Raw genomic sequence first — 16,368 nt, 5'->3', positions numbered from 1 at the left:
ACTCACCGCTATTACCGATGGTTGTTATGTAACCATTATAGTTACGCATTAAAAGTAAGTCAATTATTTTACTAATGAAAAAGAGCGCTGAACAGACATCAGCACTCTTTTTCATCACCCTCGTTATTTATCCCGCTATTTGCCGGGCAGTAAAACTCCCACCTCAAAATTCGGCTGAAGCAAAGAAGTTAGGTGGGAGCCCTGCTGCCCGTAAACGCCCGATTGGTGAGGGCTAATAATCAGTGGGGGATGAACAAAACCCCCACTGATTATAGTTTCACTTTATACAAAGTTGTTCCGCTATTTCTTGTACACGTTCCATCGTCATTCCTTCTCTAAACTCCACTGCTAGAGGATGGTCTGTCGGTTCCAGTTCAATATAAGGGCGAATACCGTCCGCTCTCGGATGGACCATCGCTTTTAAGCTTACTGTCTCCAACTCATATGGTAAATCTGTCGAAAGCCAACCAAACATCGGCTCTAATAATTGTTGCTTATCCCAGAATTCATTCACCTTATCAAAATTCGCTTCGCTTAACGAAACCCATACACCCCATATGAAATGTTCATCTGTACCAATGATAGGAATTTCAATACTCCCTCGAATGAAGAAATGTTCTCCATCCATCACGCATAAATCATCGTTCATTTCAAATCTATCTTCTCGCTCTTCAGGTTCAGCATCATAATAATAAACAGGAGCTGATGATCCATAACTCGTTGGAATTTCTTCATGATATGTATCGCAGCATCTACAAGTATACCCACTAATTTTCGTCATTCTATTCCTCCATCAGTTTTACATACATTTTAGCAAAATACTTATAAAGAGAAAATAAAAAAACAAGCAATTCCAGCGATCCGCTAAAACTACTTGCTCTTCTACTTATTATCTCTATTTTTACTCTTTAATAAATTCCTTAGTACTTCTCACTGTATCAATCGGACGAACTAATTTTTCGATTTCTTCACGCTTTGGCTCTAAGAACGGAGGTAAAGATAATTTCTCTCCAAGCGTTTCATATGGCTCATCTCCCATAAAACCAGGGCCATCTGTTGCAAACTCGAATAAAATTTGCGGCGCAACTCTTGCGTATAATGACTCAAAGAAGTGACGATTTACATAACCAGATGAAGGGAGTCCAACTCGACTTAGTCGCTCAATCCACTCTTCTAATACAGCTCGATCCTCTACGCGGAATGCAGCATGGTGCACTGTACCAAAACCTTGTTGTGCTTCAGGAAGAACCGTATTATGTTCTACAATGACAGAGGCACCATTTCCACCTTCGTTTACTTCAAACAAATAGAATTCTCCTTCTTGAGCAATCTCTTTAAATAATAGAACTTTTTCTAGTACTTCTTTGAAATAACTAAAGTTCGCGATACGAATAAATACAGGTCCTAATCCAGTAATTGCATATTCTAATGGAACTGGACCGTTTTGCCACGGTGTACCTGATTCTATCCCTTTATCCAATTCGTCAGAGATTAATTGATAGTGTTGATCATCAAAGTCAACGAAAGAAAGAGTTTTCTTACCGAATTGCTCTTTAATTCCTGTATGCTCCACTTCAAGGCGGTCAAAACGTTTCACCCAATATGCTAATGCTGCATCAGTTGGAACGCGGAATGAAGTTTTTGAAATTTCATTTGTACCGTGTACTCCTTTTGGAACACCTGGGAAGTCAAAGAATGTCATATCTGTTCCGGCACTACCTTTATCATCTGCAAAGAATAAATGGTACGTTTGAATATCATCTTGGTTTACTGTTTTTTTAACGAGACGCATTCCTAAAACATGAGTGAAAAATTCATAGTTCTTTTCTGCACTACTTGTAATCGCTGTAACGTGGTGTATTCCTTTTAACTGGTTCATTATATATTCCTCCAATAATTTTCATTTATATTTAATGGTTTTATTTCGGCTCGCTGGTCAACGAAGCACGTGTTTATAATAAGTAATCAATTCATTTTACTAGTCAAGTGATAGTTGGAAAATAATTCGTACGAAAGCAATTTAGAGAACGAAGTGTACCTTTCTCATATGAAGCATTTCCTTTCGTTACTATCACTTTACAACTCAAGTGATTAAAAAGCAAGTGATTTATCTCGGATTCGAGATATTTTTAATATGTTATTCATACAAAAACAGCCTCATTAAGTTTTTTAACACTTAATGAGGCCCTTCTATTTACAATCTTAATTATGGAACGTCGGTTTATAGAACGAACGATTATCAAGAGCAAAGACACGTTCTGTGTATTCGCCTGGTTTTGTACGTCCTAATGCGCGGTCCATCATGTTCATTTTTGCATCTAAGTTATCGATGTAGTGCAGAATTTCTGCTTCTTTTACTAATGGTGGTTTTGGGCTACCCCATTCTGCTTTTCCGTGATGGGAAAGGACGATGTGCTGAAGGATTAATACTTCTTCTGCATCGATTTGTAGTTCCTCTGCTGCTTTACCAATTTCGTTCACCATGATAGAGATGTGGCCAAGTAAATTTCCTTCTAACGTATACGTCGTAGAAATCGGGCCAGATAGCTCAAATACTTTACCAAGATCGTGTAAAATAACGCCCGCATATAGTAAGTCTTTATCTAACGATGGGTATAGAGCCGAGATAGCTTTCGCTAAATCTAACATCGATACTACGTGATAAGCTAGTCCAGATACGAACTCGTGATGATTTTTCGTCGCTGCTGGATATTCTAAAAATTCGTTTTGGTGCTTATTTAACAAATGTCTTGTTAGACGCTGAATGTTCGGGTTTCTCATTTCAAATATGTATTGCGTAATTTTCTCAACCATATCTTCTTTTTTTATTGGAGCTTTTTCTACAAAGTCTGAAATGTCCGTTACTTCATTCTCATTCGCAACACGGATTTGTTTCACACGTAATTGAATACGTCCTTTATAGTTTAAAATATCTCCAGCTACTTTAACGATCGTTTCCGCTACATATTGTTTCTCAACTTCTGGTGATACATCCCATAGCTTCGCTTCAATATCTCCACTTGGGTCTTGTAAGATTACTGTTAAAAACGGCTTACCATTGCTTGCGAGACCTTTTGTCGCTGTTTTAATTAACAAGAAAACATCGACTTGTTCACCAACTTCATATTCTACAATTTTCTTTTTCATTCGAATTCCTCCACCAAATCAGTTACTTTTAGTATAGCACACTACAACTCATTTTCTTTACGCTTACGCGTTAATTTTATAATCTCATTTTCTGTAAAATACGTGAGTAGATGCGCATGGCACGTAAAGAAGATAACTTGTCTATCTTTCGCAATTTCCTTTATTAGTTCAATCGTTCGATTCGTCCTTACCGCGTCAAAATGCACGAAACTATCGTCAATAATAAATGGATAATCATGCTCAAACGTTTTCGCTAGCGCAAATCGCAATGATAAATATAACTGCTCCGCTGTCGCTTGGCTCAGTTCATGACTGTAAAAACGCATACCATCGTTACGTTCGACAATGAACGGTTCCGCCTCTGACGGTGAGAATATTTTACTATATCGTCCGCCCGTTAAATACACGAAATACTCTTCGGATTTTTGTAAAATGCGCGGCAAATGCACTTCATGATAATATTGCTTCGTTTTCGTTAATACTGTCTTCGCGGCCGCATATGCAGCCCACTTCTTCACTTGTTCACGCACTTGTGATTTTTTCATTTCCCACTCATGTAGTAAATCACCATACGTACTGCCTTCTTCTAAATTCGCAATTTCTATTCGATGCTTCGCAATACGCTCTGTCAGTTCTTTCTCTTGTGCAAGACAGTTTTGTGCGGCTGTAATCTCTTGCTTTAATTTTTCATCATAACCGTCAGCCTCATAATGCTCAGCTAATGACAAACTCGTTAAGCGCTGTTCTAAAAGATCAATTTGAGGTAATAAACGCCCCACTTGCTTATCCGCATCTTCACGTTTCTCTGCCAGTTTACCTGCTTCTAAAAACATCTCTTCATCTGTAGATTCTGCAATATGCCATAACCCATCTCGCTCTACTAGCAGTTGTTTTAATTGCTCTTGCATGAACTCATATTCTTCTTGCCATTCCGCCAGCTTCTCTTTCAGCTGCTTACAAGTTTGGCGCTTCTCTTTCTCATTTTGCATACGACTTTGCGCCTCATGCAAATTACTATACTCTTTACTACCGATAACAGTTTCTAGTTTATGTTCAAAGTGCGAAATCATTTCATACAATGCAGATTTTCGCTTACTTTGCTTCTCTAAATCACGATATAATGACTGCATTTTTTCAATACGCTCAAACGCCGGCAATATGTGCGCATACGTATAAAATTCAGGGAACATATAGCGCGTTTTATATGCATCTACTTGTTCTCCCGTACGGAAAATTTCTCTCTCCCATTCTTCATAAGATGAAACGACTTTATCATAAGCACGTTCCATTTGCTGTAATTTATACGACTCTCGCTCAAATAATTTTCGAATCTCTTCATCCTTTTCTAACTGATAGCGAACCGACATCACTTCTTCACTTTGACGTCCGCCAGCACTTTGCTGAAGAGTAAGAAGCTCTTCTTGTAATCCACCTGATGGATCTTTATATAAAACAAGAGCAAGGACAATCCCTACAAAAACAATCACACTAATAAATAACAGCACGCGGTTATCTATAAATAGACTCGTGAATAAAACAAGCGTGTTAATAAGAAGTAACAGAAGACAAACTCTTTGCCACTGTTTTTTCTTTTGCATAGCCGCTCCTGCTTTTTCCTCATACTTGCGCTTCATTCTTTCTGCGCCCATACCTAAAAATGCAGCATCTTGAAATGATTTTTCTTTCTCAACTAACGTATTTCGCTCTTCATCAGCTAACATTTGTTTCTTGATCTGTCTTATATTTTCTTCTTGCTCTTCTAATTGCTCTTGAGCCGTTTTAAAACGATCATCTAGTTGTGCTTTTTGCGTTTCTAATTCGCGCGCCTTTTGCACAGTTTGCGTAATTAATTCTTTCGTCGCTAAACTTATATCAAATGAAAGAACAGTCTCTTGTTCAAAAGTAGCACCAATTTGTTGCTGTAGTTCTGCGATTTCTTCTTTTATATTCGCAATACTTCCTGTCATATCACGCATTTCTTGACGTGCATTTTCATAAGACATATGCTGCATACGAAGTTCTTCTACATAACTTTCTTTTTGTAAAAATGCTTCATCTATTTTTGTGGAATCAATTTCTGATTGCACTGTTTCTATCTTTTTTTGAAGTGAATCTACTTGTACTTGCAGCGGTTCTATCTTTGCCTTTACCGCCTCATAGCGCGCCATCCCGTTTACAGGAAACTGCCCGTTTTCGTTTTCTAACACTTTCTCGTGCGCACTCTTTTCAATAACGAGAGGCTCCAGCGCTGCTAATATTTCATAGTCTTGCTTTCGTCTTTCGGCTGACTCTTTTTCCGCACGAACAGAAGCAAGTTTCTCTTCACTTTCTTTTAACTGCTCGACCTGTTTTTCATACGTGCCAATCTTCCCTTGCCACTCTTTCATCTTTTCCTCAATTTTCTTCATCTCTTGCAGTGACACGTTAATTTCAGGGTTACGACCACTCGGCTTAAAACGCTGATTCATTTCTTTTTCTAATTTCTTATCTAACTGCAATAACGCATCGCTTCCGACTGTGCTTGCCGAAAATAAATAATTACCGATATCCGCTTCGCCGAGCTGATGAATATTTTGAAGACCATGCATATCAAACGAAAAAACAGAATCAAATAAGCTTTCATTCACACCGCTTAATATATCGTTTAAAATATCTTCGCCGCCAGTTTTCCCGTCTTCAAAATAAACGGTCACCTCACCAGCTGCCGTCTTTGGCAATCGTTCAATTTTCAAACGGCCGTACTTCTCTGTTCGCACAGTGACCGCTCCGCCGTACTTACCGCCTTCTTTCGGCTCATAACGGCGCTGTCCTCTCGTTGGGAAACCGAACAGAATACTTTTCATAAATGAGCGGATTGTCGATTTCCCCGCTTCATTTTCACCGTACAACACCGTCAGCAATGAAAGATCCATTTCCACATTTTCTAATTTTCCGTACCCATAAATATGGAGTTTTTCAATTCTCATTTTTTATCCCTCTCTTGCTGGAATAATTGCTCTAAAATAATATTTTCCGCTTCCTTTTGAATCTCTTTCTTCTCTTCTTCCGTAAAAGCTTCAATACTATTACGCGCTACAGGAGATGTCCAAATCGTGCGCAACACTCCGTCCATATTTGTAAAAGCTTCTAACTCTTTTAGCACACTACCGACGAAATGATTTTCTTCTTTCAAACGTTCAATTTCCGCAAAAGAAACCGTCTCATTTTTCCACTTCATCGCATATACGAAGTCTTTTCGCTCTTCGCCAGCTGCTAAAATATGAAAAATCTCTTCTACACGCTTGTCTTCACGTAAATATGGAGAAAGTGGTCCCTGCCCTGTAAATACGACAGTTAAAAGCGTCCCTTCCTCTTCTCTTCGGCATTCATTCATCGCAGTTGACGCGCTCGTCATAAGATCATCAACAGTTTCAAGTCCATCGATACTCACTTCTATCTCATCCCATACAACATCCGCCGTATGGAAAAACGAACATTGCGATCCTTGTTTCGTTAACTCGATAAGGTATGCACCCTTCTCGCCCATTTCCTTACGATGACGACCTTGTATATTACCTGGATAAATAATGCATGGCTCTTCTGATAAAATTTCACGTTTATGTATATGGCCGAGAGCCCAATAATCAAACTGCTTTTCTTTCAGCTCACGAATTTGAAACGGTGCATAGCGATTATGCTCTGCATCCCCTTCCACACTTCCGTGAAGCATACCAATATGAAAAGGCGCATCACTCATTTTCGTATACTGCGCTGTCATATTATCCGTTACCGCTTGCTGCAAATAACTAAACCCGTAAATAGAAGCTAACAACTCACCATTTTTATAAAACGACTTCTCTTCTACATAAGGTTCCGTAAACACATGAACATTTTCCGGAAACTCAATTGCCGCCCAGCTTCCCCCTAAATGATCGTGGTTACCGTGAATAATAAAAACGGGAATATCGTACTGCGAAAGTCGCTTCATTTGCTCACGCACAAACACTTGCGCCCTCAAACTTCTCGTCTCCGCATCATACAAATCCCCAGCTAGTAATACGAAATCCACGCGCTCTTGAATCGCTTTATCAACAATACGCTCGAACGATTCAAACGTACTTTGCTTCATTCTTTCCCAAACAGACTGCGCAACATTCATTTCCATCCCTTTAAACGGACTATCCAAATGCAAATCAGCCGCATGTATAAACTTCACTTGTTTCACAAATAACGATCCTTTCTATAGTTCAAAAGTTTCATTTTATCAATATTAAAATAGCTAAAAACTAATAATTAGCGGAGTGAAAAGACTTCCCACTAATTAAAGTTTCACTTTATTTTACCACGCAATGTCATATATTTCTTTGCATATTCTATTGATTTATGACAAAATAGTTATAAGATTCTGATTTTAATCATTGGAGGGAATTTTCATGGGAGTATACGTTCTAACAGTCTTTGAAAAAGATGGTTCAAAAGCATTAGATGAATCATTCGAGGCAGCAACTGAAAAAGAAGCGAAAGCAAAAGGCGAATCTATTTTACAAGAAAAAGGATTGCATGAAAAAACACATCGCTGCACATCTTCTGCAGGTAAGCTCGTTTTATTCCAGCGCTAAAAAAAGAAGCGTCATCCGCTTCTTTTTCACTCTACTATATCTTCGTCACACCACGTAAACGCCACATCTAGAATACGATTACCGATACGTATGCGCTTATTCCATTTTCCTGTTTGGATCTGATGTTGCAATTCCGCTTTCATCTTTTCCGTCCAGTCGTGAATCGTGTCAATACGGTCGTACGGATATACGCTCGGAAACTCTTCCTGCAGAAGATGAAGGCTCTCTGCATCAAAATGAAAATGGAAGAAGTAGTTTGCTGTAAGCGATGGTTCTTGCAATTGTAAAAAGTAATCGTCAACTTGCTTTCTATTTCTATAGAAAGTAAAGATATTCACTTTACCGCTCGTAATTTGGTCAATTTGAATTTCGTGCTTTTCTATAATCACGTCTTGCCCACCTCGTTATATACTACCCTTAGTATATATGTCTTTTGCAACAAAGTTAACCATTTTCGCGCGAAATTCATTTCCTTCATTATATTGCCCGTACCTCCAAGTACAATCAGGACAAATAAACAAAGTTGAAGGGGAGCGATCACATGTATTTCGGAAGCAAAGGTTGGTATGTAAAAGAACTTAAAAAATTAGGTATTCGTACTTACGAAGGTAAAAAACTAGAATCTTATCGTACGCATATTTTATCTAGTTTACTTGAGAGAATGAAGAAAGCTTCGGCTTAATAGAAAAAGGAAGCAACAATTTGTTGCTTCCTTTCATTTTTATTTAGAAAATAAAAACTGGAATCATTATAAATTAACAATCTACCTTTACTATTATACTATCTTGATAAAAACCACCTAATATCAACTGAACTTTTATTATCAAATACTCTTCCAGATGATTATTCGTATATATTTTAAATTCTCCATACTCATTAACCCGTCCACTTCCAACAAGCATATCGCCGCTCGTTATGACAATTGTTGCATAAGGTTCCGCATGACCCGATACATAATTATCACCATATTTCACAAAATCTATCGTTATTTCCTCATGAATATTACTAACTGAATCTATACATTTCTCTTCATACAAATTAGCATTTAGTTCTTCGGCCCTCGAAAGCGCTCGATTCCTGCTAATCTTTTCTGAAGAGAATGCAACATTTCCCAGCCAACTAAACCTATCAAATGTAGTAATAGGTAGAAACATCTGTGTTAACTCCCCCATTTCTTATCAACTGCAATCTTTGAATGAATTTACAGCAATACGTTCTATGTTGGGATAAAAGAAAAAGTCTGTAATTGTACTGTTCTTAGATCTCTCATACTTTCTGAAGCATAACATAAGGAAGAAATAAAAAAATCGTACAAAAGGGCAAGCCTATAATGTACGATTGGGCATATATAATGTTTTAAAAATGAATTAACTTCCTTTCAATAGACACAGCTACTGCTTCTGACCGTGAGTTAACGCCTAATTTATTGTATATATTTGTTAAATGCGCTTTTACCGTTCGCTCAGCTATCCCCATATCAAATGCAATTTCTTTATTCTTATATCCGCGCGCAATAGCTTTCAACACAAACAATTCTTTATCTGTTAAGTTATTTTCTGCAACCTTATCAGCATGTACTTCTTTCCTTTTATACTTCACTATCTTTTCCATAATATTTGGTTGTAGTAAAATCTCACCTCGAATAGCCGCTTCCAACGTTCGAAATAAATTCTCACGATCCGTATCTTTTAGCAAATATCCTTTTGCTCCTAGCTCAATTCCCTTTAACATTAATTCATCTTCGTTATAAGTAGTTAATATAATAATCGGCGTATGATTTTGTTTTTTATTCAAAGCCTCAATCGTTTCTAAACCACTCATTTTAGGCATATTTAAATCCATTAAAATAACATCGGGTTTCTTTTTTTCTATGAAAGAAAGGGCTTCTTCTCCGTTTGTAGCCTCACCTATAATTTGAAATGAATCACTCGTTTCTATTATTAATTTCAGACCTTCTCTTACAACGAAATGATCATCCACAATTAATACGTTATACTTCATGGCTATCTCCTTCTTTATTTATAGGCACTTGAATATACACTTTCGTACCCTTCATCTTTTCACTCAATATATGTATTTCTCCCTTAATCAATCGAACACGCTCATTTAAGCCAATTAAACCATAGTGTCCAGGATTCTTACCGATATATCCAGTGTCAAAACCAATTCCATTATCTTCAACTTCAATAGTAAGCTTTTCAATGTCAGCGATGTATTCAACTTTTAAATTTACATCTGTTGCCTGCGAATGTTTTGCGATATTCGTTAAACATTCACTAATTACATATAAACAGTGCTCTTTTACTACGCTTGAAATATACGGTGGACTTTGAATAGTAAGTCTCACATGTATAGACGTAGCTTCAGAAAAACGTTGAACCTCTTCCTTTACTGCTTCATTAAATGAATTAGTAGTATGACGCAAATCATCAATAACCAACCTTGCATCATGTAAAGTTTGTCTCGCTCTTATCATAGTTTGTTTCATAATCTCTTGAGATCGTCCTGTATTCCCTTTTTGCATATGGGCATCTATTGCTTCCAATTGCATAATTAAGCTCGCTACACCTTGCGCTAACGTATCATGTAAATCTCTTGCCATACGCTGCCTTTCATTAGCCAACGTCAATTCTTCCACTCTCATATATGCAGACTCTAACTCTTGAATATAGCTCTGTATACGATTACGTGCATCAAATTGCTGCTTATTAATATAAGAAAAAGGAATAATAATTGCTAACACTAAAAGAAACATAGAGATAAGAATAGCTAATTTATTCACACCATAATTAATACTAATTGCAGCACAAAATATTGCATACATAAGAGTAAAAACTATCATTACTTTAAATATATTGTGATAAACATATAAACTTTGAGCGATTAAAATAGGAGTTAATCCAACAAAAATCGCTATCGAAGCATTTGTTGCAATAAATGCAGCCAAAAACACAATGAAAAGTTGTACAAAAAAGAAGTACAACAATTGCCTATTTTTTAATGAACTCGAATACCAATGAAAAATAGTATGAATAACAATGACTATTGTAAAGAAAAAACTATCCATAGAGAAAATATTATTACGAAATTCTAAAAGCATTGAAGCTATATATACGAGTGTGATCCATAAAATAATAAACCTTCTTGGAATAAATACCGCTTCCAATACATTTGTATCCAAATCTATATTTGAACTTATTTTTTTCATATCTGACCTCCACCATTACATTATACTATACAAGATGCGACTTATATTTTGATAGGTTACTGATTCCTCTTTATCCTCATTACCGAATACAAATATGAAATATTGCATATCGAAATGCATTGATGTATTTGTAAACGCTTACTATAATGAGGGTATAAAGATTCATTACATCTTACTATTAAAAAAAGGAGGCAATCATATGGAAATCGCAATGGCAGTTTTAAAATTTGTAGGTGGAGTAATTCCATTGGTTCAAGAACTTTTAAAAGCATTTATGTAAAATTATTATTCAGCAATTATCTATAAGAATTATCATACAAATGATCTGTATATCAAAAAAATTGATACACAGATCATTTGTGTGAGAAAGCTTTAAACGAGAATTATGTACCTTAGCAGAACAATAATGATACATCTATCTCAAGTTGGAAAAAGACGCTCACAAGGGCGTCTTTTTATTATATTACTATGTACCTAATAACTTATTTAGAAAATCAATTCTACAATTCATACAATGCTACATAATTAATGTATCTTTTTGAAATTTGCACAATAAAAATCCCCTCAAAGCATAAACTTCAAGGGTCGAGCCTATTTTTTATTAAATTTTTTAAACACAGCAATACCATTTTCTACGATTTTATCAGATGTATAAACGACGACTTTCTGTTCCCTTTTATTTAGTGCTAATGAAATAATCATTTAAACCAAAAATGCTATAATTAACCCAATCACACTAAGGGGGACCATTTATTTTGCGCGGAACATGCATTCAATTTCATGAGTTTGGCAATCCGAAAGATGTGTTACAGGTTGAATATAAAAATATAGAACCATTAAAAGATAATGAAGTTTTCGTTCGTATGCTAGTCAGACCGATTAATCCATCTGACTTAATTCCAGTAAGTGGAGCATACTCACATAGAATCCCTTTACCTAACGTACCTGGTTATGAAGGTGTTGGTATTGTAGAAGATGTAGGTGCCGGCGTTTCTAGAGACCTTATCGGTAAACGTGTTTTACCTTTACGCGGAGAAGGTACTTGGCAAGAATATGTGAAAACATCAGCTGACTTTGTAGTCCCTATTCCTGATTCCATTGATGATTTCACAGCGGCACAAATGTATATTAATCCCCTTACAGCGTGGGTTACGTGTACAGAAACGCTAAACTTAAAACAGAATGATGTTTTATTAGTGAACGCTTGTGGATCCGCTATTGGACACCTTTTTGTTCAATTATCACAAATTTTAAACTTCCGATTAATTGCAGTAACTAGAAATAGTAAACATACAGAAGAATTACTTCAGCTTAGTGCCCATCATGTAATAGATACTTCCACTACCCCGCTTTATGAAACAGTTATGGAGTTAACAAATGGGCTAGGTGCAGATGCTGCGATTGATTCTATTGGAGGACCGGATGGAAATGAATTAGCATTTTGCTTACGTCCAAATGGGCACTTTTTAACTATAGGCCTTCTATCAGGAATACAAGTAAACTGGGCAGAGATTGTCACGAAAGCAAAAGTGAAGGCGAATATATTTCATTTACGACATTGGAATAAAGACGTGTCATCATATAAATGGCAGGAGACATTTCGTCACTTAATCCGCTTAGTAGAAGATAAACAATTACGTTTCATGACAGTCCATTCTACGTATGACTTAGCAGATGTAAAAAGTGCGGTTGATGTCGTTCAATCTGCTGAAAAAACAAAAGGGAAAGTATTTTTGACGAGTGATTAAATTCTTTTTGATTAATCTTTTAAATAGACTAAATTAATCCGTGGATAGTACGTTTAATGAAAAATAATTGTAAATTTATGGTATAGTTTAATTGAAAAGTGAAAGGAGATTCTAACATGTGGTTAATTACAGCAATTGCGCCTGTTGTAATAGTCGGAGGAATTATATTATTTGTAATTGGAAGGCTTAAACATAAATATAACAACGGTAACTTAGGTAAGAAAAAATCAAAAAACGCTCAAGTTTTATTAGATAGTTTAATACCAATGGGAATGCTTTTAGGGTGTTTAATCGGTATAATTGTCGACATATTTTTCCCGGATTATTCACTGTTTACAGTTGGTTTAGGAGCTGGAATAGGCTATTTATTTGGATTTTTTGCCTATGAAATTTATAGCAAGACAGGAAACGATTTTTCATAATCTAAAAACAAACACAATTGTGGAATAAGCGAGGACAGTACATATGAGTCATATAAAATATGTGCTGTCCTTTCATTTATTCATCAACGTTATCCCCTCCCGCTCCAACTATCTAAAAAATAACATTGTCAACAGAACTTAAATTGGTTATCATAAAAGCGAATATAACAGGAGATGAGCAGATGAATATAAACGAAAAGAAATCTTTTTCAAAAGTTTCTCGACGGAAATTAGTCGATGAAGTGTTGGAACGTTTACAAGAAAAAATCTTTTCTGGCGAGTATGAAGTTGGTGATCGCCTCCCTACAGAGCCGCAATTAATGGAAGAGTTAGGTGTAGGGCGTTCGACGCTGCGAGAAAGCATAAAGATATTAGTACATGCCGGCATCTTAGAAGTTCGACAAGGACAAGGTACTCGTATTGTCTCACTAAATACAACACAGGATTCATTTGAAAAACGATTGCAAACAGCTAATATTAATCATGTATATGAAGCACGAAATATGTTGGATAAAGAAGTAGCGATGTTAGCGGCACAGCGCCGAAGTGAAGAGGACCTTTTATACTTAAAAGGACATTTGAATAAAAGAAAAAATGCCCTTCAAGAAGGAAATTATGTAGCATACATAGACGCAGATATTCAGTTTCATCTAGCAATTGCAAAGGCGAGCAAAAACGAAGTTCTACTTGATTTATATCAATCTTTCGTACCTGCCCTTCGCCACATTTTAAGCCAATTAATATTAAATACAGTGAACTATGAAGATAACTCTGACATTCATGAAAAGTTATTCCAAGCTATTTTTAAACAAAATGCCGAAGAGGCACGAACATACGCCGTTCAAAATTTGGAGCTGAAATAAGCTCCTTATATATTACACTCAAACATCAGATGATATACTCAATAACGTCCGATGTTTAAGAGGGGAGAAAATTAAATTGAAACATCAAGGACGAACTTATTTGTATATACTAGCACTATTTTTTGTTTCCATTAATTTACGTATCGGAATTACATCTATTTCACCTTTATTAGAAACAATCCGACAAGATTTAAATATAAGCAATTTTTCCGTTAGTTTTTTAACAGCTATTCCTGTTTTTTGTATGGGGACATTCGCCTTACTGACTGGGAAGGTCATTAAAAAATATGGGGCAGAAAAAGCAATTATGGCTTGTCTTATTTTAATTGGCTTCGCAACATGTATGAGGGCTTTTACCTCTTCCATTTCCACATTATTCGCGAGCTCTTTATTTATCGGTATTGGGATCGCACTTGCAGGTCCGTTACTATCAGGTTTTATTAAAGAAAAATCCCCTACGAAAATCGGCTTAATGATTGGAATATATTCAGTAGGCATGGGAACTGGCGCTTCTTTAAGTGCAGGATTAACGATTCCTTTACAACATGTATTAAAAGGATCTTGGAATATGGCACTCGCTTTTTGGGGTGTACTTACTATTATCGCTATTATATTTTGGTATCCGGTTATGAAACGAAAAAAGAATACGAGTACACAAGATAAAAAGAATAATAGTTTACCTTTAAGAAATAAAAAAGCATGGTTGTTCACAATCTTTTTCGGACTACAATCAGGAATCTTTTACTCCATTACGACGTGGCTTGCGCCAGCAAATCAAAGTATGGGTGTCAGTAGCGAACAAGCTGGTACTCTTATAACTGTTTTTACAGTTATTCAAATGATATGCAGCTTTTTAATTCCAACATTAGCGGATATTTATAAAAACCGAGCACTTTGGTTATTAGGGAGTATATGCTTCGTACTCGTAGGTTTATCGCTTATGATTTATCCACTAACTACACCATGGATCCCTTCTATTTTACTAGGTATCGGGCTCGGCGGCGTATTCCCACTCGCTCTTATGCTACCGCTATATGAAACAAAAACTTCAGAAGATGCGAGTGCATGGACTGCTATGATGCAGTCAGGAGGATATATTATGGGCGGATTCATTCCTGTCTTAGCAGGAATTACCCGCGACTATTTTGATGGTTATACGCAAGTTTTTATTATAATAGCAATCCTAAGCTTAATTTTGTTCATTTTAACTTTAGTCATGAACAAAAGAAAAATAAAAGCGAAAGATCTTATAGCTTAAATTAAAAGAATGGGCTTTTTCCTAAAGGATCAAGCTCATTCTTTTTACTTCTACTACTTGAAAACAAAAAAATCCCCTTAAAGCATAAACTTCAAGGGGTGAGCCTGTTTTTTATTTAATTATATACGTACAGCTGTACCACTTACAGCAACCATTAACATTCCATCACGAACAACTTCATAATCTACGTCAATACCAACGATAGCGTTCGCACCTTTTTGTTTTGCAAGTTCTTTCATTTCTCCCATTGCAATATCACGAGCTTCTTTTAGCTTGCTTTCATAAGCACCAGCACGACCACCGACAACATCACGAACTGAAGCGAATAAATCGCGGACAATATTTGCACCCATAATAGCTTCACCATTTACAATATCAATATACTCTATAATTTCTTTACCTTGAATTCCAGACGTTGTTGTTACAATCATGACTGACACTCTCCTAATAAGTTGTAGTTTTAATTAGCTTTCTTATGTCTTTATTATGACATGGAAAAAGTATCTAATCTATTGAATTACCTTACATGAATGTGACAATTTTGTAAGGATGAAATATTATTCTACCTTCCTTTTACAATAACCACCTAAACTAACAGAATATTGTTATAATTAAATTGGAGGAGGGGATAAAATGAAAAAAATCACTTATATATGTGCTCTAAGTGTTCTATCTTTTACTTTAATTGGTTGTACAAGCACTTCTACTACAAATAATACTCCAAAAACTAAGCAAGAACATGTGCAAAATGCCATTCCATTCAACTCCGCAGACATAACAAACATTGAATTACTTAGAACAACAAGTAATACTAGTTCCAAATCTCAAACAGATAACCAGGAAATGATACAATCAATCGCTTCAGCAGTCCAAAAAGGAACAACGAAAACAATCACATTAGATCAAAAAAAGAGAGCATCTGCACATTCTACTATAACCGTTACATATAAAGATGACTCAAAAGAAGAATTTCTTGTGTGGGTTGATAATAAGGAGCAAATTACGATCGCTAAAGATGAGAAGAAGGATACAGTAGAAGGTGTGACATTGAACATTGAAGGCGCTAAGACGATGAAGGATTTCTTTAAAAGCTAAAAAAAAGATCCCCTTCAGCTTGATAGGTA

General features: G+C 36.1%; 19 protein-coding genes. 9 read left to right on the top strand and 10 right to left on the bottom strand.

The window, feature by feature from the left end; translation table 11 throughout:
- The first annotated feature begins 74 nt into the window (after positions 1-74).
- Complete coding sequence (locus MHI07_RS05125) at positions 75-236, top strand: hypothetical protein (protein ID WP_340822313.1); 162 nt, start codon at positions 75-77, stop codon at positions 234-236.
- A 41-nt stretch (positions 237-277) separates the two neighbouring features.
- On the opposite strand, the gene MHI07_RS05120 is transcribed toward MHI07_RS05125, so the two are convergent.
- The 5 genes from MHI07_RS05120 to MHI07_RS05100 all read right to left on the bottom strand — a co-directional run bounded on the left by MHI07_RS05120 (position 278) and on the right by MHI07_RS05100 (position 7,351).
- Positions 278-781 (bottom strand): DUF2199 domain-containing protein, encoded by a 504-nt coding sequence (locus MHI07_RS05120; protein ID WP_002159023.1) that lies wholly within the window; start codon positions 779-781, stop codon positions 278-280.
- 120 nt (positions 782-901) lie between these two features.
- Entirely contained in the window at positions 902-1,879 is a 978-nt protein-coding gene (locus tag MHI07_RS05115; RefSeq protein WP_002159024.1) for a ring-cleaving dioxygenase, read from the bottom strand.
- Between the two features lie 323 nt (positions 1,880-2,202).
- Complete coding sequence (yhaM, locus tag MHI07_RS05110) at positions 2,203-3,147, bottom strand: 3'-5' exoribonuclease YhaM (protein ID WP_002030183.1); 945 nt, start codon at positions 3,145-3,147, stop codon at positions 2,203-2,205.
- A gap of 41 nt (positions 3,148-3,188) precedes the next feature.
- A complete protein-coding gene (locus MHI07_RS05105; RefSeq protein ID WP_340822309.1) occupies positions 3,189-6,113 on the bottom strand; it encodes an ATP-binding protein in 2,925 nt (974 codons plus the stop codon).
- Positions 6,110-7,351, bottom strand: coding sequence for a metallophosphoesterase family protein (locus tag MHI07_RS05100; RefSeq protein WP_340822307.1), 1,242 nt, complete (start codon positions 7,349-7,351; stop codon positions 6,110-6,112). The genes MHI07_RS05105 and MHI07_RS05100 overlap by 4 nt, the downstream gene beginning before the upstream one ends.
- A gap of 208 nt (positions 7,352-7,559) precedes the next feature.
- On the opposite strand from MHI07_RS05100, the gene MHI07_RS05095 reads away from it, so the two are divergent.
- A complete protein-coding gene (locus MHI07_RS05095) occupies positions 7,560-7,745 on the top strand; it encodes a YhzD family protein (protein WP_000539550.1) in 186 nt (61 codons plus the stop codon).
- A 26-nt stretch (positions 7,746-7,771) separates the two neighbouring features.
- On the opposite strand, the gene MHI07_RS05090 is transcribed toward MHI07_RS05095, so the two are convergent.
- Positions 7,772-8,134 (bottom strand): hypothetical protein, encoded by a 363-nt coding sequence (locus MHI07_RS05090; protein ID WP_340822304.1) that lies wholly within the window; start codon positions 8,132-8,134, stop codon positions 7,772-7,774.
- Between the two features lie 152 nt (positions 8,135-8,286).
- Between MHI07_RS05090 and MHI07_RS05085 the strand changes: the two genes are divergently transcribed.
- Positions 8,287-8,427, top strand: coding sequence for a YflJ family protein (locus tag MHI07_RS05085; protein ID WP_000273535.1), 141 nt, complete (start codon positions 8,287-8,289; stop codon positions 8,425-8,427).
- A gap of 73 nt (positions 8,428-8,500) precedes the next feature.
- Here the strand turns inward: MHI07_RS05085 and MHI07_RS05080 are convergent, their stop codons facing one another.
- The 3 genes from MHI07_RS05080 to MHI07_RS05070 all read right to left on the bottom strand — a co-directional run bounded on the left by MHI07_RS05080 (position 8,501) and on the right by MHI07_RS05070 (position 10,953).
- Entirely contained in the window at positions 8,501-8,899 is a 399-nt protein-coding gene (locus MHI07_RS05080; RefSeq protein WP_215569947.1) for an Ig-like domain-containing protein, read from the bottom strand.
- Between the two features lie 202 nt (positions 8,900-9,101).
- Positions 9,102-9,746, bottom strand: a complete 645-nt coding sequence (locus MHI07_RS05075) for a response regulator transcription factor (RefSeq protein ID WP_340822303.1) — start codon at positions 9,744-9,746, stop codon at positions 9,102-9,104.
- Entirely contained in the window at positions 9,736-10,953 is a 1,218-nt protein-coding gene (locus MHI07_RS05070; RefSeq protein ID WP_340822301.1) for a sensor histidine kinase, read from the bottom strand. Before MHI07_RS05070 ends, MHI07_RS05075 begins: the two co-directional genes overlap by 11 nt.
- 94 nt (positions 10,954-11,047) lie before the next feature.
- Here MHI07_RS05070 and MHI07_RS05065 point away from each other — a divergent pair, with 94 nt between their 5' ends.
- From MHI07_RS05065 to MHI07_RS05045, 5 genes are all read left to right on the top strand, one after another.
- A complete protein-coding gene (locus MHI07_RS05065) occupies positions 11,048-11,233 on the top strand; it encodes a hypothetical protein (RefSeq protein ID WP_002030171.1) in 186 nt (61 codons plus the stop codon).
- A gap of 472 nt (positions 11,234-11,705) precedes the next feature.
- Complete coding sequence (locus MHI07_RS05060; RefSeq protein WP_445661755.1) at positions 11,706-12,701, top strand: zinc-dependent alcohol dehydrogenase family protein; 996 nt, start codon at positions 11,706-11,708, stop codon at positions 12,699-12,701.
- Between the two features lie 116 nt (positions 12,702-12,817).
- On the top strand, positions 12,818-13,123 hold the full coding sequence (locus tag MHI07_RS05055; RefSeq protein ID WP_002159033.1) for a hypothetical protein: 306 nt from the start codon (positions 12,818-12,820) through the stop codon (positions 13,121-13,123).
- Between the two features lie 182 nt (positions 13,124-13,305).
- A complete protein-coding gene (locus tag MHI07_RS05050; RefSeq protein WP_002201513.1) occupies positions 13,306-13,986 on the top strand; it encodes a FadR/GntR family transcriptional regulator in 681 nt (226 codons plus the stop codon).
- A 70-nt stretch (positions 13,987-14,056) separates the two neighbouring features.
- A complete protein-coding gene (locus tag MHI07_RS05045) occupies positions 14,057-15,244 on the top strand; it encodes an MFS transporter (protein ID WP_340826866.1) in 1,188 nt (395 codons plus the stop codon).
- A gap of 119 nt (positions 15,245-15,363) precedes the next feature.
- Here MHI07_RS05045 and MHI07_RS05040 read toward each other — a convergent pair whose 3' ends face one another.
- On the bottom strand, positions 15,364-15,675 hold the full coding sequence (locus MHI07_RS05040) for a heavy metal-binding domain-containing protein (protein WP_000637508.1): 312 nt from the start codon (positions 15,673-15,675) through the stop codon (positions 15,364-15,366).
- 202 nt (positions 15,676-15,877) lie between these two features.
- On the opposite strand from MHI07_RS05040, the gene MHI07_RS05035 reads away from it, so the two are divergent.
- Positions 15,878-16,339 (top strand): hypothetical protein, encoded by a 462-nt coding sequence (locus MHI07_RS05035; RefSeq protein WP_340822295.1) that lies wholly within the window; start codon positions 15,878-15,880, stop codon positions 16,337-16,339.
- Positions 16,340-16,368 lie beyond the last annotated feature (29 nt).

The sequence above is a fragment of the Bacillus sp. FSL H8-0545 genome, from assembly GCF_038006105.1.
GTDB classification, from domain to species: Bacteria; Bacillota; Bacilli; order Bacillales; family Bacillaceae_G; genus Bacillus_A; species Bacillus_A cereus_U.
Note: the sequence above shows the minus strand (reverse complement) of the source record. Positions and strands in the feature narration are given on the sequence as shown.

What these genes read in the sequence shown, in the direction of transcription:
- MHI07_RS05050 (WP_002201513.1), top strand. Translation starts at nt 13,306, where the DNA reads ATGAATATAAACGAAAAGAAATCTTTTTCAAAAGTTTCTCGACGGAAA.
- MHI07_RS05035 (WP_340822295.1), top strand. Translation starts at nt 15,878, where the DNA reads ATGAAAAAAATCACTTATATATGTGCTCTAAGTGTTCTATCTTTTACT.
- yhaM (WP_002030183.1), bottom strand. Translation starts at nt 3,147, where the DNA reads ATGAAAAAGAAAATTGTAGAATATGAAGTTGGTGAACAAGTCGATGTT.
- MHI07_RS05070 (WP_340822301.1), bottom strand. Translation starts at nt 10,953, where the DNA reads ATGAAAAAAATAAGTTCAAATATAGATTTGGATACAAATGTATTGGAA.
- MHI07_RS05125 (WP_340822313.1), top strand. Translation starts at nt 75, where the DNA reads ATGAAAAAGAGCGCTGAACAGACATCAGCACTCTTTTTCATCACCCTC.
- MHI07_RS05085 (WP_000273535.1), top strand. Translation starts at nt 8,287, where the DNA reads ATGTATTTCGGAAGCAAAGGTTGGTATGTAAAAGAACTTAAAAAATTA.
- MHI07_RS05105 (WP_340822309.1), bottom strand. Translation starts at nt 6,113, where the DNA reads ATGAGAATTGAAAAACTCCATATTTATGGGTACGGAAAATTAGAAAAT.
- MHI07_RS05120 (WP_002159023.1), bottom strand. Translation starts at nt 781, where the DNA reads ATGACGAAAATTAGTGGGTATACTTGTAGATGCTGCGATACATATCAT.
- MHI07_RS05055 (WP_002159033.1), top strand. Translation starts at nt 12,818, where the DNA reads ATGTGGTTAATTACAGCAATTGCGCCTGTTGTAATAGTCGGAGGAATT.
- MHI07_RS05080 (WP_215569947.1), bottom strand. Translation starts at nt 8,899, where the DNA reads ATGTTTCTACCTATTACTACATTTGATAGGTTTAGTTGGCTGGGAAAT.
- MHI07_RS05095 (WP_000539550.1), top strand. Translation starts at nt 7,560, where the DNA reads ATGGGAGTATACGTTCTAACAGTCTTTGAAAAAGATGGTTCAAAAGCA.
- MHI07_RS05075 (WP_340822303.1), bottom strand. Translation starts at nt 9,746, where the DNA reads ATGAAGTATAACGTATTAATTGTGGATGATCATTTCGTTGTAAGAGAA.
- MHI07_RS05065 (WP_002030171.1), top strand. Translation starts at nt 11,048, where the DNA reads ATGAAATATTGCATATCGAAATGCATTGATGTATTTGTAAACGCTTAC.
- MHI07_RS05040 (WP_000637508.1), bottom strand. Translation starts at nt 15,675, where the DNA reads ATGATTGTAACAACAACGTCTGGAATTCAAGGTAAAGAAATTATAGAG.
- MHI07_RS05115 (WP_002159024.1), bottom strand. Translation starts at nt 1,879, where the DNA reads ATGAACCAGTTAAAAGGAATACACCACGTTACAGCGATTACAAGTAGT.